Origin of the sequence: Flexivirga aerilata, from assembly GCF_013002715.1 — a bacterium.
In the GTDB taxonomy this organism is placed as follows: domain Bacteria; phylum Actinomycetota; class Actinomycetes; order Actinomycetales; family Dermatophilaceae; genus Flexivirga; species Flexivirga aerilata.
Genome location: NZ_JABENB010000003.1, coordinates 588,066 through 603,157 on the forward strand (window position 1 = coordinate 588,066; position 15,092 = coordinate 603,157).

General features: G+C 71.3%; 19 protein-coding genes and 1 riboswitch. Of the genes, 4 read left to right on the forward strand and 15 right to left on the reverse strand.

What is annotated here, in order from left to right:
- Positions 1–20: 20 nt before the first annotated feature.
- From HJ588_RS18320 to hisI, 3 genes are read right to left on the reverse strand one after another with little or no spacing between them, the layout of a single operon-like run.
- Complete coding sequence (locus tag HJ588_RS18320; RefSeq protein ID WP_171158333.1) at positions 21–620, reverse strand: Trp biosynthesis-associated membrane protein; 600 nt, start codon at positions 618–620, stop codon at positions 21–23.
- Between the two features lie 3 nt (positions 621–623).
- Entirely contained in the window at positions 624–2,213 is a 1,590-nt protein-coding gene (locus HJ588_RS18325; RefSeq protein WP_171158335.1) for an anthranilate synthase component I, read from the reverse strand.
- Positions 2,210–2,572, reverse strand: a complete 363-nt coding sequence (hisI, locus tag HJ588_RS18330; protein ID WP_171158338.1) for a phosphoribosyl-AMP cyclohydrolase — start codon at positions 2,570–2,572, stop codon at positions 2,210–2,212. The genes HJ588_RS18325 and hisI overlap by 4 nt, the downstream gene beginning before the upstream one ends.
- A gap of 108 nt (positions 2,573–2,680) precedes the next feature.
- Here hisI and HJ588_RS18335 point away from each other — a divergent pair, with 108 nt between their 5' ends.
- From HJ588_RS18335 to HJ588_RS18345, 3 genes are all read left to right on the forward strand, one after another.
- Positions 2,681–2,851 carry a hypothetical protein gene (locus HJ588_RS18335; protein ID WP_171158340.1) on the forward strand — a complete coding sequence of 57 codons (171 nt, stop codon included), beginning with the start codon at positions 2,681–2,683 and terminating at the stop codon, positions 2,849–2,851.
- A 36-nt stretch (positions 2,852–2,887) separates the two neighbouring features.
- A complete protein-coding gene (locus HJ588_RS18340; RefSeq protein WP_171158342.1) occupies positions 2,888–3,532 on the forward strand; it encodes a TIGR03085 family metal-binding protein in 645 nt (214 codons plus the stop codon).
- Between the two features lie 121 nt (positions 3,533–3,653).
- On the forward strand, positions 3,654–4,604 hold the full coding sequence (locus HJ588_RS18345) for a hypothetical protein (RefSeq protein WP_171158344.1): 951 nt from the start codon (positions 3,654–3,656) through the stop codon (positions 4,602–4,604).
- Between the two features lie 43 nt (positions 4,605–4,647).
- Here the strand turns inward: HJ588_RS18345 and hisF are convergent, their stop codons facing one another.
- On the reverse strand, positions 4,648–5,403 hold the full coding sequence (gene hisF, locus HJ588_RS18350; protein ID WP_171158346.1) for an imidazole glycerol phosphate synthase subunit HisF: 756 nt from the start codon (positions 5,401–5,403) through the stop codon (positions 4,648–4,650).
- A 25-nt stretch (positions 5,404–5,428) separates the two neighbouring features.
- Here hisF and HJ588_RS18355 point away from each other — a divergent pair, with 25 nt between their 5' ends.
- A complete protein-coding gene (locus tag HJ588_RS18355) occupies positions 5,429–6,010 on the forward strand; it encodes a nucleoside/nucleotide kinase family protein (RefSeq protein ID WP_343036795.1) in 582 nt (193 codons plus the stop codon).
- Between the two features lie 14 nt (positions 6,011–6,024).
- On the opposite strand, the gene HJ588_RS20080 is transcribed toward HJ588_RS18355, so the two are convergent.
- The 11 genes from HJ588_RS20080 to fmt form a co-directional block, all read right to left on the reverse strand.
- Positions 6,025–6,492, reverse strand: a complete 468-nt coding sequence (locus HJ588_RS20080) for a PH domain-containing protein (RefSeq protein ID WP_171158348.1) — start codon at positions 6,490–6,492, stop codon at positions 6,025–6,027.
- Positions 6,489–7,337 carry an ATP phosphoribosyltransferase gene (hisG, locus tag HJ588_RS18365; RefSeq protein ID WP_171158627.1) on the reverse strand — a complete coding sequence of 283 codons (849 nt, stop codon included), beginning with the start codon at positions 7,335–7,337 and terminating at the stop codon, positions 6,489–6,491. Before hisG ends, HJ588_RS20080 begins: the two co-directional genes overlap by 4 nt.
- 22 nt (positions 7,338–7,359) lie before the next feature.
- Positions 7,360–7,623: a phosphoribosyl-ATP diphosphatase gene (locus HJ588_RS18370; protein WP_171158350.1), complete on the reverse strand. Its 264-nt coding sequence runs from the start codon at positions 7,621–7,623 to the stop codon at positions 7,360–7,362.
- Positions 7,624–7,634: 11 nt separating this feature from the next.
- Entirely contained in the window at positions 7,635–8,141 is a 507-nt protein-coding gene (ribH, locus tag HJ588_RS18375) for a 6,7-dimethyl-8-ribityllumazine synthase (RefSeq protein ID WP_171158351.1), read from the reverse strand.
- Entirely contained in the window at positions 8,138–9,331 is a 1,194-nt protein-coding gene (gene ribB / locus HJ588_RS18380) for a 3,4-dihydroxy-2-butanone-4-phosphate synthase (RefSeq protein WP_171158352.1), read from the reverse strand. The genes ribH and ribB overlap by 4 nt, the downstream gene beginning before the upstream one ends.
- Entirely contained in the window at positions 9,328–10,032 is a 705-nt protein-coding gene (locus HJ588_RS18385; RefSeq protein ID WP_171158354.1) for a nicotinamide mononucleotide transporter family protein, read from the reverse strand. Before HJ588_RS18385 ends, ribB begins: the two co-directional genes overlap by 4 nt.
- Complete coding sequence (locus HJ588_RS18390; protein ID WP_171158356.1) at positions 10,029–10,646, reverse strand: riboflavin synthase; 618 nt, start codon at positions 10,644–10,646, stop codon at positions 10,029–10,031. The genes HJ588_RS18385 and HJ588_RS18390 overlap by 4 nt, the downstream gene beginning before the upstream one ends.
- A 1-nt stretch (position 10,647) precedes the next feature.
- On the reverse strand, positions 10,648–11,646 hold the full coding sequence (gene ribD / locus HJ588_RS18395) for a bifunctional diaminohydroxyphosphoribosylaminopyrimidine deaminase/5-amino-6-(5-phosphoribosylamino)uracil reductase RibD (RefSeq protein WP_171158359.1): 999 nt from the start codon (positions 11,644–11,646) through the stop codon (positions 10,648–10,650).
- A gap of 112 nt (positions 11,647–11,758) precedes the next feature.
- A riboswitch (FMN riboswitch) is annotated at positions 11,759–11,886 on the reverse strand.
- Between the two features lie 36 nt (positions 11,887–11,922).
- Complete coding sequence (gene rpe, locus HJ588_RS18400; protein WP_171158361.1) at positions 11,923–12,585, reverse strand: ribulose-phosphate 3-epimerase; 663 nt, start codon at positions 12,583–12,585, stop codon at positions 11,923–11,925.
- Positions 12,586–12,657: 72 nt separating this feature from the next.
- Complete coding sequence (locus HJ588_RS18405; RefSeq protein WP_171158363.1) at positions 12,658–14,166, reverse strand: RsmB/NOP family class I SAM-dependent RNA methyltransferase; 1,509 nt, start codon at positions 14,164–14,166, stop codon at positions 12,658–12,660.
- Positions 14,163–15,092, reverse strand: a complete 930-nt coding sequence (fmt, locus tag HJ588_RS18410; RefSeq protein ID WP_171158365.1) for a methionyl-tRNA formyltransferase — start codon at positions 15,090–15,092, stop codon at positions 14,163–14,165. The genes HJ588_RS18405 and fmt overlap by 4 nt, the downstream gene beginning before the upstream one ends.

Below are 15,092 nucleotides of genomic sequence, written 5' to 3' on the forward strand. Positions count from 1 at the left end.
GGACGGTCGGCGCGGCATCGTCAGTCGGACGACCGCGGCTGCTCGATTGTGTCAGACCCGGATGGGCGATCCGTGGGGTCCTCGCCGTCGCTCAGCAGGTCCCAGTCCGATCGCGTGGCCGCCTTGCGCGCGGCCGGTGCGTCATACCGGCTGGACAGGCCCGACCAGGCACGGGCGCCGATCACCGCGAGGCCGCCGGTGAGCAGCAGGAGGACACCGCCGAGCAGCCCCACCCAGGGCCAGAACGTCAGGTGTGCGGTGACCGCCTGGTCGCCGGTGTGGCCGGTGAGGCTGGTGGCGCTGTCCCGCAGCGCGCCCTTCGGACCTCGTATGACGACCAGGGTCGCGACGATCGCGACGACCCCGGCCAGCACAGCGATGACGGCAGCGATCCACCGGGCGATGCGCCCAGTGGTGATCGCGGCGAGCACGGCGGCGGCGCCGACGAGGGTGGCCGCGAGCACCGCGGGAGCGGCCTTGCCGCCGGACGCGGTGGTGTGTGCGCTCTGCACGACGGCGTCGCTGACGGAGCCCTCGACCCACGTGCGGGAGTTGGCGAGCAGCAGCAGCGCGACGGCGAGGACGCCGGACAGCAGCACGGTGCGTTTGGTGGCGAGCATGGGCTATCCGATCTCGCGCATGCCGGTCGCGGTGGCGACCGCGCGCAGGGCGGCCGCCGCCTTGTTCACCGACTCCTGGAACTCCAGCTCCGGCACCGAGTCGGCCACGATGCCACCACCGGCCTGCACGTAGGCGGTGCCGTCCTTGATGAGCGCGGTGCGGATGGCGATCGCCATGTCGAGGTCACCGGCGAAGTCGAAGTAGCCGACGACTCCGCCGTAGAGCCCGCGGCGGACGCCCTCCAACCGGTCGATGATCTGCATCGCCCGTGGCTTCGGCGCCCCGGACAGGGTGCCCGCGGGGAAGGTCGCGCGCAGCACGTCGTAGGCGGACCGGCCGTCCGCGAGCCGGCCGACGACCGTCGACTCCAGATGCATGATGTGGCTGTAGCGGCGGATCTGCATGAACTCCACGGTGTCGACCGTGCCGGCGTCGCAGACGCGCTGCAGGTCGTTGCGCGACAGGTCGACGAGCATCAGGTGCTCGGCGCGCTCCTTGGGGTCGGCGCGCAGCTCGTCGGCCAGCTCCTCGTCGTGCTCGGGGCTCTTGCCGCGCGGTCGCGAACCGGCGATCGGGTGGGTGATCACCCGGTCGCCGGTGACCTTGACCAGCGCCTCGGGGCTCGAGCCGACCACGTCATACGTCGAACCGTCCGGGTGCGGCAGGCGCAGGAGATACATGTAGGGGCTGGGGTTGCCGACCCGCAGCGCACGGTAGACGTCGAGCGCATCGACCGGGCACGGCACCGAAAACCGTTGGGACACAACGATTTGGAAGGCCTCGCCAGCTCGGATGTCTTCTTTGGCAATCTCCACCATGTCGTGGAACTGCTCGCGCGTGTGCGTGCTGGCGGGGGTGAGCTCGACCGGCTCGGGGACCGCGACGGTGCTTGGCGCGTCGACCGCGAGCGCGTCCTGCATCCGGTCGAGGCGGTCGACGGCGTCGGCCCAGGCGGCCTCGGCGCGGGCGTCGGTGTTGTCGTAGTTGATCGCGTTGGCGATCAGCAGCACCGAGCCGTCGCTGTGGTCGAGCACGGCGAGGTCGGTCGCGAGCAGCATCGCCAGCTCGGGCAGGTGCAGTTCGTCGCGGGCGCCGTCCGGAAGCTTCTCCCAGCGGCGTACGGCGTCATATGTCACCGCACCGACCAGCCCGCCGGTGAGCGGCGGCAGTCCGGGGATGCGCGGGGTCGCGAGCACCTGCAGGGTCTCGGCGAGCACGTCGGTCGGGGCGCCGTCGGTCGGCACGCCGACGGGGGCGGCGCCGATCCAGTGGGCCCGGCCGCCGGTCTCGGTCAGGGTGGCGCTGCTCGCGGCGCCGATGATCGAGTAGCGCGACCAGACCCCGCCGTGCTCGGCCGACTCCAGCAGGAAAGTGCCGGGGCGGTCGCCGGCGAGCTTGCGGTAGATGCCGAGAGGGGTCTCACCGTCGGCGAGCAGGCGGCGTACGACGGGGATCACCCGCCGGTCACGGGCGAGCTCGAGGAAGGTCGCGGCCTCCGGCCAGGTCGCGCCCCACCCGGTTTCGGCGTGTATGCCGGGGGTGTGCGGGGCGTCGGCGTGCGGGCCCGCGGGTTCGGTGCGGGTGCTGCTCATCCTGCGATCGCACCGAGGTCGGTGAAGAAGCAGGTGCGCTCTCCGGTGTGGCAGGCGGCGCCCGTTTGGTCCACCCGCACGAGCAGCGTGTCTCCGTCGCAGTCGAGCGCGACCGACTTGACCGCCTGCACGTGGCCGGAGGTGTCGCCCTTGCGCCAGTATTCCTGCCGGCTGCGCGACCAGAACGTCACGCGCCCGGTGGTGAGCGTGCGGTGCAGCGCCTCGTCGTCCATCCAGCCGACCATCAGCACCTCGCCGGTGTCGTGCTGCTGGACGACGGCGGCCACCAGGCCGTCGGCGTCTCGCTTGAGACGCCCGGCAACGGTCGGGTCCAGGGCGGTGGAAGTCACCCTCGCCATTCTGCCGCACCGGTGCCGGGCCCCGAAAACGGCACCGGTGCCGCGCTGTCGGCAATCTCACGGTCGCTGTTCACGACGTGTTCAGGACGGTCGTCTAGCCTCGTCTTCATGGGGTGGGACGACTGGTTGAACAGCATCGACGACGCGCTCGCGCCGCCCACGGTCCCGCAGGACAAGGGCAAGCCGACCGACGTGGCGTTCGAGGTGACCGAGCCGCTCTCGCCGCACCGTTCGGCGCGCGAACGCCGCAAACCCGCCGAGGCCGACCACGACGAATAACGACGAATAACACTGTCGTGCGCGATGATCGGCGGTATGACGGATTACGCACAGTCCGAGCGCGCCGGCCTTTCCGACACGTTCCTGCAGGTCGGACCGGACGCGCCGACGCTGTCCGGGGACTGGACCACCCGCGATCTGGCCGCGCACCTCGTCGTCCGTGAGTCGCGGCCGGACGCCGCCGCCGGGATGTTCCTCCCGCCGCTGCGCGGGCACCTGGAGTCGGTGCAGTCGAAGATCGCCGCGCTGCCGTGGGAGCAGCTTGTGGAGAAGGTCCGCTCGGGTCCCCCGCGGCTGAGTGTCTTCGGACTGCCGCGGGTGGACGAACTCGCCAATCTCGGGGAGTTCTTCGTGCACCACGAGGACGTGCTGCGCGCCGGCGACCGCGGTGCCGCCCGGCGGGAGTTGCCCGAGGGCGAGCAGGCTGCGCTCTGGGGTGTGCTCCCCCGCCTCGGCCGGCTGACCCTGCGCGACGCGCGGGTCGGGGTGGTCGCCGAGTCGCCGGGCCTCGGGCGGCGTTCGTTGCGCCCGCCGCGCGACGACCACGGCAACGTCGTCCTCTCCGGCGCCCCCGCGGAGATCCTGCTCCACATCTACGGCCGGCAAGCGGTCGCCGACGTGCAGCTGGACGGTGCCGACCGGGATGTCGCCTCCTTCCGGGACGCGACGCTCGGCTTCTGACCGCTCGTTTCAGGCGCCCCCGCTCCACACATCGTGCGCTATCCCGCACGATGTGCCCAGCCGGACGGACTCATCCACAGGGCGCTCTCCGCCGCCGGCGCATCTCGGGGAGCATCGAACGATGGATGGCCAGCTGCACGCAGGCGTCACCGAACCGCCGAGGCCCGCCCACCGGCGAAGCATCGCGGCCGAACTCGCGGCTGAGTGCGGTGGAGTCGTGCACCGGGAGACGTTGGCGCAGCACGGAATTGACCGTTTCGCGGTGCGCAATGAGGTCGCGGCGGCGCGTTGGTTTCTCGCCGGGAGGCACACGGTCGTCATCGGAGGGCGCGAGCCGTCCGGGACAGGCCGGCTCTGGCACGCCGTGTGGGAGACCGGAGCCGAGGCGAGACTGGACGGGGCCGCGGCGCTCATTGCCGCAGGGATGACCGGTTTCCAACCCGAGTTCATCGATGTGACTGTGCCGGCAGGAGCCCGGGCCCAGCGGGTCGACGGCGTCGTCCTGCACCGTCCACGCATTGCGGTGCCCGCGCAAGGAGCCGGCCTCGCCCGTGTCGGGGTCGAATGGGCCACGATCCACGCTGCGCAGTGGGCGGTGAGCGACCGTCAGGCTGCGCTGCTGGTCTGCCTTCCGCTACAGCAGCGACTCACCTCACCTCCCCGATTGCTGCTGACCTGGAAGGGAGTCGGGCGATCCGCCCGCCGGCCGTTTCTCGACCTGGTGATGCGCGATGTCTGCAGCGGCGCGGAATCGCTGGGTGAACTCGACTTCGCCCGCATGTGCCGCCGTGCCGGATTGCCGCCTCCGACAAGGCAGGCGGTGCGCCGTGGCAGTCGTGGCCGGGTGTTCCTCGATGCGAGCTGGGACGACGTCGGACTGGTCGCCGAGATCGACGGCGGTCACCACTTCCTCGCGCTCAATCCCATCGACGACGCGCTGAGACAGAACGACAGAGTCGTCTCGGGTGACTACGTGCTGCGCATCCCGGTGCTCGGGTTACGACTTCGGCCCGAGCTGTTCCTCGACCAGGTCCGCGCCGCCTACCGTTCCCTCAGCGCGCGCCCCGGCTAGACGAAACGTGCGCCATACCGCACGATCTGTCCAGCCGAACGCGCTAGCGCACCTCGTGGCCCGCGGACCGGAGCGCGTCCTTGACCTGGCCGACCGTGAGCTCGCCGAAGTGGAACACCGAGGCGGCGAGCACCGCGTCGGCACCGGCGTCGACTGCGGCGACGAAGTCCTCGACCCGGCCGGCACCACCGCTGGCGACGATCGGCACGTCGACCTCGGCCCGCACTGCGCGGATCAGCTCGAGATCGAAGCCGGCCTTGGTGCCGTCGGCGTCCATCGAGTTGAGCAGGATCTCGCCGACACCCAATTGCGCTGCGCGAGAGCACCATTCGATGGCGTCGAGATCGGTCGACTTCAACCCGCCGTGCGTGGTGACCTCGAAGTTGCCGTGCTGCGACCGCCGCACGTCCGCCGACAGGACCAGCACCTGCGAGCCGAAGCGGTCGGCGATCTCGGCGATCACCTGCGGGCGCGCGATCGCGCCGGTGTTGATGCCCACCTTGTCGGCGCCGGCCCGCAGCAGCCGGTCGACGTCGGCGACCGTGCGCACTCCCCCGCCGACAGTGAGCGGGATGAAGACCTGCTCCGCGGTGCGGCCGACCACGTCGTACGTCGTCTCGCGGTCGCCCGAGCTCGCGGTCACGTCGAGGAAGGTCAGCTCGTCGGCCCCCTGCCCGTCGTACCGCCCGGCCAGTTCGACCGGGTCGCCGGCGTCGCGCAGGTTCTCGAAGTTGACGCCCTTGACCACCCGCCCGGCGTCGACGTCCAGGCAGGGTATGACGCGCACCGCAACACTCACGACGGTCAGCCTAGATTGGTCTGCCGTGACCGGTCATCGGCAGTCTCGCAGCGACGGCGTGCGAGGGCACCTGCGAGAAGACGTGGGGCACGTCGCCGGCCTCGCGCGGGCCGCCGGCGCCGCCCCGACGATCGTCACGATCGACGGGCGCAGCGGATCCGGCAAGACCACCTTCGCCGACGCGCTCGCCGCCGACCTGGGCGACGCGGCCGTGGTGCACCTGGACGACCTCTACCCCGGGTGGGACGGGCTCGCTGCGACCCCGCGGATCGTGACCGCGTGGGTGCTGGAGCCACTGCGTGCGGGACGACCTGCGGCATACCGCCGATTTGACTGGGAGACGGGCGAATACGCCGACCAGGTCCTCGTGCCCGTCCAGCGCTTCGTCGTCGTGGAGGGCGCCGGCAGCAGTGTCGGCCCGGCGGGTGCGTATGCCGATGTGCGGGTCTGGCTGGAGGCCGCGCGAGCGACGCGCAAGGCGCGCGGACTGGCCCGCGACGGGGACGCCTACGCGCCGCACTGGCAGCGCTGGGCAGACCAGGAGGACGCGGTGTTCGGCGCCGACCGCACCCGCGATCGTGCCGACGTCGTCATCGCGACCGACTGATCGTCGCGGCCCGACTAATCGTCGCGGCTGGTGCGGTTGTGCGCGTCGACGAGCGCCGCCAGGCGCTGCGCCTCCGCCATCGCAAAATCACCGTCCGACCGCTGGACCGCCATCACCGAAAGGGTCTCGGTGTCGGCAAGTTCGAGGATCAGCCACGGCGGGCCGCCACCGAACTGCACGTTGACGATCTCCGCCCACGGGATGTCGCGGGAGGCGATGAGGTTCTGCACGTGCAGCCCGGTCTCGGTCGGCTTGGCGTGCACCAGCGCGTAGCGCAGCAGGAACAACGCCATCGCGGCCCCGAAGACCACCATTGCGATCGAGTCCTGGCCGGTCCAGCCGTTCTCCCCGCCGTGCGGGATGCGACTGGCCACGACCGCGAAGACGACCACCATCGCGACGGCCGCCAGGACGGCGACGATGCGCGACCGGCGCGGACGGAAGGTGGCGTATGCCGCGGCCCGCTTCGCGGGGGTGCTCACAGTCGGCACGCCGCGATCTCGGTGACGAGGATGGCGCGCGCGCCAACTTCGTACAGCTCGTCCATCACCGCGTTGGTGCTGCTGCGCGGGACCATCGCGCGCACCGCGACGTAGCCCTTGTCGTGCAGCGGGGAGACCGTCGGCGACTCGAGGCCGGGGGTCAGCGCGCAGGCACGTTCGACGAGTTCGACCTTGATGTCGTAATCCATCATCACGTAGCGCCGGGCGGTGAGCACGCCCTGCAGACGGCGCACCAGGACGTCGATCGCACTGGTGTCGCCGGCCCGGTCCTGCGGCCGGATGAGCACCGCTTCACTGGTCAGGATCGGCTCGCCAAAGACCTCGAGGCCGGCGTTGCGCAGCGTCGTGCCGGTCTCGACGACGTCGGCGATGACGTCGGCGACGCCGAGGGTGACGGCAGTCTCCACCGCCCCGTCGAGACGCACGACGCTGGCGTCGATCCCCTTGTCCGCCAAGTCTTTTCGGACCAGTCCGGGGAAGCTGGTGGCGATGCGCTTGCCGTCGAGCTCGGCGACCGAGGTGGCCTGACCGGGGCGCGCGGCGTAGCGGAACGTCGAACCGCCATACCCGAGCTGCATGACCTCGACGGCCGGCGCCTGCGAGTCGAGCAGCAGGTCACGGCCGGTGATCCCGACGTCGAGGGTGCCCTGCCCGACATACACGGCGATGTCGCGCGGGCGCAGGTAGAACAGCTCGACGCCCTGCTCGGCGTCGAGCACGACGAGCTCCTTGGACTCGCGGCGGCCGCGGTAGCCGGCCTCGCGCATCACCTCGGCGCTGGCCTCGGCGAGGGCGCCCTTGTTGGGCATCGCGACGCGCAGCACCGGGCGGGTTGCGCTCTCCGTCTCAGAGGTGGGCATAGACGTCCTCCAGCGTGATGTTGCGGGCGAGCATGAGCACCTGCAGGTGGTAGAGCAGCTGGCTGATCTCCTCGGCGGTGCGCTCGTCGCCCTCGTGCTCGGCGGCCATCCACACCTCGGCCGCTTCCTCGACGATCTTCTTGCCGATCTGATGGACCCCGGCGTCGAGCTCACGCACGGTGCCGGAATCGGCAGGTCGCTCCTGGGCCTTGAGGGTCAGCTCGGCAAACAGCTGATCGAACGTCTTCACGTCGGACAAGGCTACGTGAGCGCTGCGCCGGGTCCGTCCACGCGCCCGCCGATCGGGACGCCGCGCAGCGTCACCGCGGTCGCGATCGCCGCGGTGCTCGCCTCGAAGCCCTTGTCCTCGGGTGAGCCGGGCAGTCCGGCGCGGTCGAGCGCCTGCTGCTCGGTGTCGCAGGTGAGCACGCCGAACCCGATCGGCACGCCGGTGCGCACGGCGACATCGGTCAGGCCATTGGTGGCCGACTGGCAGACGTAGTCGAAATGCGGTGTGCCACCGCGGATCACGACACCCAACGTCACCACCGCGTCGTATGACGCAGCCAGTCGCGCGGCAGCCACCGACAGCTCGAAGGTGCCGGGCACCCGCACGACCACGCTGTCGGTGACCCGGCATGCCTCCAGACCGCGGCGCGCGCCGTCGAGCAGCCCGTCCATCACCTCGGTGTGCCAGGACGCCGCCACGACCGCGACCCGCAGGCCGCTGCCGTCGACGACGGTTGTGGGAGCGCCGGATCCGCTCATGATGCCTCCAAGGTGTGTCCCATGCGGGTGCGTTTGGTTTCGAGGTAGCCGCGGTTGCTGGGGGTGCTCGGCACCTGCAGGCCGACCTGCTCGACGTGCAGGCCGAGGTCGCGCAGGGCGATCACCTTGGCCGGGTTGTTGGTGAGCAACCGGAGGGAGTCGACTTCGAGATCGGTGAGAATCGCTGCGGCGGCGTCGAATTCGCGGGCGTCGACCGGCAGGCCCAGTGCGGTCTGCGCGTCGACGGTGTCGAGACCGGTGTCCTGCACCGCGTAGGCGCGCAGCTTGTCGACCAGGCCGACGCCGCGCCCTTCGTGCCCGCGCAGGTAGACGATCGCTCCGGCATACGTGGCGACGCGGCGCATCGACTCGGCCAGCTGCGGCCCGCAGTCGCAGCGCTGGGAGCCGAAGACGTCACCGGTGAGGCACTCCGAATGCACTCGCACGAGGGGCGATTGGTCGGTGAGCCCGAGCGGCGAGACGAGCGCCACGTGCTCGGCGCCGGTGCGCTCGTCGCTGTAGGCGACCGCGGTGAAGATGCCGTGCTCGGTGGGCAGGGTAGTGGTGGCACGGCGGACCACCCGGTCGTGCCGGCGCCGCCAGGCGACAAGGTCGGCGATGGTGACGACCAGCAGCCCGTCGCGTTCGGCGAGTTGCTCGGCGTCCGCCAGCCGCATCATCGAACCGTCGTCGTGGACCAGCTCGACGATGGCGCCGACCGGTGGCTGTCCGGCGAGCCGGCACAGGTCGACGGTGGCCTCGGTGTGACCGGCCCTCTCGAGCACGCCGCCGGGCCTGGCGCGCAGCGGGAAGACGTGCCCGGGACGTGTGAGAGCGTCGGCGGTCGAGGCCGGATCGGCAAGCACCGCAATGGTTCTGGCGCGTTCGTCGGCACTGATGCCGGTGCTCACCCCCTCCCGCGCGTCGACGGAGACGGTGTAGGCGGTGCCCTTCGGGTCTTCGTTGGTGGTGACCATCGGCGGCAGGCCGAGCCGGTCGGCGACGGCGTCCGGCATGGGCGCACAGATGACCCCGGAGCCGTGACGCACCGCCCAGCCGACCCACTGCGGGTCGACGTCGTGACCGGCGATGACCAGGTCGACCTCGTTCTCGCGGTCCGCGTCGTCGGCGACCAATACCGGTCTACCGGCTGCGATTTCGGCGATCGCTCGCTCAATGGTCGCGATCATGACGGCACCACCTGCCCGGTCGGTTCGGTCGTCCTGCCCTTCGCCCGGCTGATCCGCAGCCAGACGAAGAAACCCCAGACGACGAACGCCGCGTAGATCGCGTAGAGCGCCGCCGAGGGGTAGTACTGGAAGTGGATCAGCTCCGGCACGCCGACCAGGTCGACGGCCAGCCAGGCCAGCCAGAAGTCGACCCAGCCGCGGGCCATCGCGAAGGTCGCGACGATGGAGCCGACGAAGATCCAGGCGTCGGCCCAGTAGTAGAAGTCGGGCGGGTTCCAGCCGACCCCGATGACACGGAAGAGCCACTGGCAGACCAGGACTCCGACGATCCAGAAGCCGATGTAACCGGCGCGTTCGGTCATGGTCGCCCACCGCGGCTGCACCGCCGGGGCATCGTCGGCGCGGCCGCGGCGGTTGCGGTGCCACAGCATCCAGCCGTAGAGCGAGGTGAGGATGAAGAAGACCTGCCGGCCGGCCTGGCCGAACATCACCTGACCGCCGTGCGCGGTGAAGCCGAGCGCGAAGAAGACGGTGAAAAGCAGTGCGTTGCCGATGATGCCGATCGGCCAGGCCCAGACCTTGCGGCGCATGCCGCCGATCGCCGAGGCGAGCCCGAAGAGGTTGCCGACGATCTCGCGCCAGGTGATGCCATGGCCGCCGATGGTGATCGACGCGTCGTAGAGCCGCTCGAAGACGTTCATGCACGCCCCGCTTCCTGCGCCACGCGGCCGGTGGCGACCAGCCGCTCGACATACTTGGCCAGCACGTCGACCTCGACGTTGACGACGTCACCCGGCTCGCGGCTGCCGAGCGTGGTCAGCGCGAGCGTGGTCGGGATCAGACAGACGGTGAACGTGTCAGCGGTGACCGCGGCCACCGTCAGCGACACGCCGTCCAGCGCGACCGACCCCTTCTCCACCACGTATGGCGCAAGACTCGTCGGCAGGGCGAAGACCACCTCGGTCCAGTGCTCGCGCTCGGTGCGGGACACCAGCGCCGCCGTGCCGTCGACGTGACCCTGGACGATGTGGCCGCCGAGGCGTCCGTCGGCCCGCATCGCGCGCTCCAGGTTGACCGGTGCGCCCGGTCGCAGACTGCCGAGACTGCTGCGGTCGAGCGTCTCGGCCATCACGTCGACGCCGAAGTGGGTGTCGTCGAAGTCGACCACGGTCAGGCAGACGCCGTTGACCGCGATCGACGCGCCGTGCTCCGCGTCCTCCAGGACGGTCCTGGCCGCGACGCGCAGAGTTGCCGAGTCACCTTGCAGCTCAAGGCTTTCGATGGTGCCGAGTTCTTCGACGATGCCGGTGAACATGTCATTTCCTCCGATAGGTCAGCCGCACGTCGTCGCCGACGCGGGTGAGGTCGTGCAGTCGCAGGGAGACTGCGTCGGCGAGGGTCTCGATGCCCAGCGCGCCGACCGCGCTGCTGCCGGCACCGAGCAGTGTGGGCGCGAGATAGGCCACCACCTCGTCGACCAGGCCGGCGGCGACGAAGGCTGCGCCGAGCGTCGGTCCGCCCTCGAGGAAGAGGTGGTGGATGCCGCGGTCGTGCAGTTCCTTCAGGACGCGCTCCGGGTCATGGGTGCGCAGGTGCACCGTCGGGGCGGCATCGTCGAGCACCCTTGAGGCTGCTGGGATCTCACGCTCTCCGATGATCACGCGCAACGGCTGGTGCGACGCCGGCTCCCCGTCGGAGCCCCGCACGGCCAGCTGCGGGTCGTCGGCGAGCACGGTGCCGGTGCCGGCGGCGATCGCGCCGGCCGTCGCGCGCAGCCGGTGCACGTCGGCCCGCGCCTGCGGCCCGGTGATCCACATGCTGGTGCCGTCGGCCGCAGCCGAATAACCGTCGAGCGTCGCGGCGAACTTCCAGGTCACCCAGGGGCGTCCGTGGGTGACCGAGAACGTCCAGTGCGCGTTGAGGGCGGCCGCCTCGCCGGCGAGGGCGCCGGCATACACCTCGATGCCGTGGCTGCGCAGCACCTCCGCGCCACCCCGGGCGATCGGGTTGGGGTCGCTCTGGGCGAAGACGACGCGCGCCACCCCTGCGTCGGCGAGGGCGTCGGCGCAGGCGCCGGTGCGGCCGACGTGCGCGCACGGCTCGAGGGTGACGTAGGCGGTGGCCCCAGTCGCGTCGCCGGCGTCGGCGAGGGCGGCGATCTCGGCGTGCGGCGTGCCAGCGCCCCGGTGCCAGCCACGGCCGATGACCGCGCCGTCGCGCACCAGGACACAGCCGACGCGCGGGTTGGGGTCGACGGAGGGACCGCGGGTGGCAAGCGAAATCGCTTCGCGGACAAAGGTTTCGGTTGTCGTCATGTCACTCCTTCCCGGGTCCGATCGGACTCCGGGGGTGACGGACGACCGCGCGAATCCGCCGGCGTCAGTGCCGACGAACGCGTCGCCGCGGGTCGCGTCGTCGACGCGACCCCTCGTGCTGCCTCCCATCCGGACTTTAACCGTCGGTCCTGGAGTTCCACCAGGTCAACCGGCCGCCGAAACGACCGGGTCGCGGACTATCACCGCCGGCTCGGAATTTCACCGACCCCGGAGCACGTACGCATCAGTATGCCACGGCGGGCAAAACGGTCCCGGTCAGGCGTGCGCGGCGCAACCCTTCGCGAGCTCCCGCAGCTCGTCGACCGCGGCGGCCGCGTCCTCGGCGCCATACACGGCCGAACCGGCCACGAAGACGTCGGCGCCGGCCTCGGCGCACTGCTCGATCGTGGTAGCCGACACGCCGCCGTCGACCTGCACCCAGACCTCACCGCCGCGCCGCTGCACGGCCTCCCGCACCTGCTGCACCTTCGGCAACTGGTCGGCCATGAACGTCTGGCCGCCGAAGCCCGGCTCGACGGTCATCACCAGCACCATGTCGAGGCTGTCGAGCAGTTCCTCGTAGGGCGCGAACGGCGTCGCCGGCTTCAGCGCCATCGCCGCCCGGGCACCCGCCGCCCGCAGGTCGGCGGCAAGCTTGCGCGGCTCCTTGGACGCCTCGATGTGGAAGGTGACGCTCTGCGCCCCCGCCTCGGCGTATGACGGTGCCCACCGGTCGGGGTCGTCGATCATCAGGTGACAGTCGAGCGGGATCGGCGACACCTTCAGCAGCGACTCGACGACCGGCAGCCCCAGCGTGAGGTTGGGCACGAAGTGGTAGTCCATGACGTCGACGTGCGCCCAGTCGGCGTTGGCGATCCGGTCCAGGTCGCGCTGCAGGTTGGCGAAGTCGGCGGACAGGATGCTCGGGGCGATCAGCATGTGTCGGATCTCCTGGTCAACAAAATCTGGTCAACAAGATCTGGGCAACGAGTTCAGTTCAGCAAAACAAGTTCAGCGAATCTTCTTGCGCAGCAACGCGAAGAACATCGCATCGGTGTTGTGCACGTGCGGCCAGAGCTGCACGGTCGGCCCGTCGCCGAGGTCGGCGACCTGCTCCCCCGCGGCGTCCCGGAAGAGCGGCCGGGCGTCCTCGACGGTGACGTCGTCACGATCTTCGACGGCGGCGCGCACGATCTCGGCGGTCTCGGCGACGTGCGGGCTGCAGGTGACATAGGCGACGAGGCCGCCGGGCTTGGCGGCGTCGAGCGCGGAGCCGAGCAGTTCGCCTTGCAGCCGGGTCAGGGTGGTCACGTCCGCCGGCGTGCGGCGCCAGCGTGCCTCCGGGCGGCGGCGCAGTGCGCCGAGTCCGGTGCACGGCGCGTCGACGAGCACCTTGTCGTAGGTGTCGGGTTCCTCGGCGCCGAGCTCACGCCCGTCGCCGGTGCCGACCATCACCTCGATGCCGGAGTCGATGGCGGCGGACAGCGTGCGGCGGATCAGGTCGGTCCGGTGCTCGCTCACCTCGTTGACGAACAGCACCGAATCCTGTTGGGCAGCAAGGGTGGCCAGCAGCGCCGCCTTGCCCCCGGGGCCGGCACAGAGGTCGAGCCACTCCTCGGCATCGGTGCCGGTCGCGTCGGCCGCGGCGAGGGCGAGCGCGACGAGCTGGGACCCTTCGTCCTGCACGGCGGCGCGCGTCTGCCGGACCGCAGGTATGTCGGCCGGGTCGCCACCGGGCAGCGTCGCGCCGACCGGCGACAGCGTCGACGCCTCGGCTCCGGCCTCCACCAGCTCGGCCACGGTCGCCAGGCCCGGGCGGGCCACGAGCGACACCGCCGGCGGGGCGTTGTCGGCCTCGAGGAGCTTCACCAGCGCCGTGTCCAGCTCGGCGTCGTCGGTGATCCCACCGGCCCGCAGGGCGCCCCGCAGCGCGCGCACCACCCACGCCGGATGGGAGTGCTCGACCGCGAGCGCGTCGATGCGGTCGCGCCCGGCGGTGACCTCGGCGATCCACTCCTCACGGGTGCGCTCGGTGATGCGGCGCAGCACCGCGTTGACGAAGCCGGACGCGCCCGCGCCGTTGACCTCGCGTGCCAGCGCCACCGTCTCGGACGCTGCCGCGTGGGCGGGCACCCGCATGTTGAGGATCTGGTGCGCGCCGATGCGCAGCGTGTCGAGCACCGGCGGGTCGATCTGGCTGACCGGTCGGCCGGCCGCGAACTCGATGATCGCGTCATACAGTCCGCGCATCCGGATGGCGCCGTAGGTCAGCTCGGTCGCGAATCCGGCGTCCCTGCCGTGCAACTCGGCGGTGCGCAGCGCCTTGGGCAGCTCCAGGTTGGCGTAGGCGCCGTCGGCGACCGCCCGGATGACCTGCCAGGCGACCTTACGCGCCGGGTCGCCCCCACGGCGGCGGTCGGCCGGTCTGGTGGCGGTGCGCTTGCCGGCGCCGTGCCGACGTGACTCCGGCCGTTGCCGGCCCTTGGCGTCGCGGTAGCCGCCGGACGGATTTTCACTCATGTCAGCAATTCTCCCGCGTCCACCCGCACACCCCGCGCCCAGTCCGCCGCCGGCATCGTCTTCTTGCCGTGCGGCTGCACCTCGCCGAGCACCACCGGGGTCGTCCCGGTGCCGACCAGCACCTCGCGCTTGCCGGCCGAGAGCCTCCCGGCTGCGAGCTTCTCGGCATCGTCCGTGGCGGCCGTGACCGGCCCCAGCTTCAACCGTTCTCCGCGGAAGGTCGTCCACGCTCCGGGTGCGGGCGTGCACGCGCGGATGCGGCGGTCGACGGCGAAAGCCGGTGCGGACCAACGGATTTCGGCATCCTCGGTGGTGATCTTGGGGGCCATCGACACGCCATCGGCCGGTTGCGGGACCGGGGTGATCGATCCGTCGGCGAGGCCGTCGAGGGAGGCCACCAGGAGACCGGCTCCGGCGTCGGCCAGCCGGTCGAGCAGCGCACCGCTGGTGTCGGTGGGGCGGATCGTCTCGGTCATGGTCCCGAGCACCGGCCCGGTGTCCATGCCCTCCTCCAGCAGGAAGGTCGTCGCGCCGGTGACCTCGTCACCGTGCAGGATCGCGTGCTGCACCGGAGCCGCACCGCGCCAGGCGGGCAGCAGCGAGAAATGCAGGTTGACCCACCCGTGCGTCGGTATGGCGAGCGCCGCACGTGGCACCAGTGACCCGTAGGCGACCACGGGACACGCGTCGGGCCGCAGCGCTGCCAGCTCCTCGGCGAAGCCGGGGTCCTTCGCCGAGCGGGGCGTGAGCACCGGCACCCCCAGCTCGGTGGCGAGCTCCTTGACCGGTGACGGTCGCAGGCCGCGGCCGCGTCCGGCGCGCGCGTCGGGCCGGGTCACGACCGCGACGAGTTCGTGCGCGGAGTCGGCGACCGCGCGCAGGGCGGGCAGCGCGACCTCGGGGGTGCCGGCGAAGACCAGACGCAT

What these genes read in the sequence shown, in the direction of transcription:
- HJ588_RS18320 (WP_171158333.1), bottom strand. Translation starts at nt 620, where the DNA reads ATGCTCGCCACCAAACGCACCGTGCTGCTGTCCGGCGTCCTCGCCGTC.
- HJ588_RS18325 (WP_171158335.1), bottom strand. Translation starts at nt 2,213, where the DNA reads ATGAGCAGCACCCGCACCGAACCCGCGGGCCCGCACGCCGACGCCCCG.
- hisI (WP_171158338.1), bottom strand. Translation starts at nt 2,572, where the DNA reads ATGGCGAGGGTGACTTCCACCGCCCTGGACCCGACCGTTGCCGGGCGT.
- HJ588_RS18335 (WP_171158340.1), top strand. Translation starts at nt 2,681, where the DNA reads ATGGGGTGGGACGACTGGTTGAACAGCATCGACGACGCGCTCGCGCCG.
- HJ588_RS18340 (WP_171158342.1), top strand. Translation starts at nt 2,888, where the DNA reads ATGACGGATTACGCACAGTCCGAGCGCGCCGGCCTTTCCGACACGTTC.
- HJ588_RS18345 (WP_171158344.1), top strand. Translation starts at nt 3,654, where the DNA reads ATGGATGGCCAGCTGCACGCAGGCGTCACCGAACCGCCGAGGCCCGCC.
- ribH (WP_171158351.1), bottom strand. Translation starts at nt 8,141, where the DNA reads ATGAGCGGATCCGGCGCTCCCACAACCGTCGTCGACGGCAGCGGCCTG.
- ribB (WP_171158352.1), bottom strand. Translation starts at nt 9,331, where the DNA reads ATGATCGCGACCATTGAGCGAGCGATCGCCGAAATCGCAGCCGGTAGA.
- HJ588_RS18385 (WP_171158354.1), bottom strand. Translation starts at nt 10,032, where the DNA reads ATGAACGTCTTCGAGCGGCTCTACGACGCGTCGATCACCATCGGCGGC.
- HJ588_RS18390 (WP_171158356.1), bottom strand. Translation starts at nt 10,646, where the DNA reads ATGTTCACCGGCATCGTCGAAGAACTCGGCACCATCGAAAGCCTTGAG.
- ribD (WP_171158359.1), bottom strand. Translation starts at nt 11,646, where the DNA reads ATGACGACAACCGAAACCTTTGTCCGCGAAGCGATTTCGCTTGCCACC.
- rpe (WP_171158361.1), bottom strand. Translation starts at nt 12,585, where the DNA reads ATGCTGATCGCCCCGAGCATCCTGTCCGCCGACTTCGCCAACCTGCAG.
- HJ588_RS18405 (WP_171158363.1), bottom strand. Translation starts at nt 14,166, where the DNA reads ATGAGTGAAAATCCGTCCGGCGGCTACCGCGACGCCAAGGGCCGGCAA.
- fmt (WP_171158365.1), bottom strand. Translation starts at nt 15,092, where the DNA reads ATGCGTCTGGTCTTCGCCGGCACCCCCGAGGTCGCGCTGCCCGCCCTG.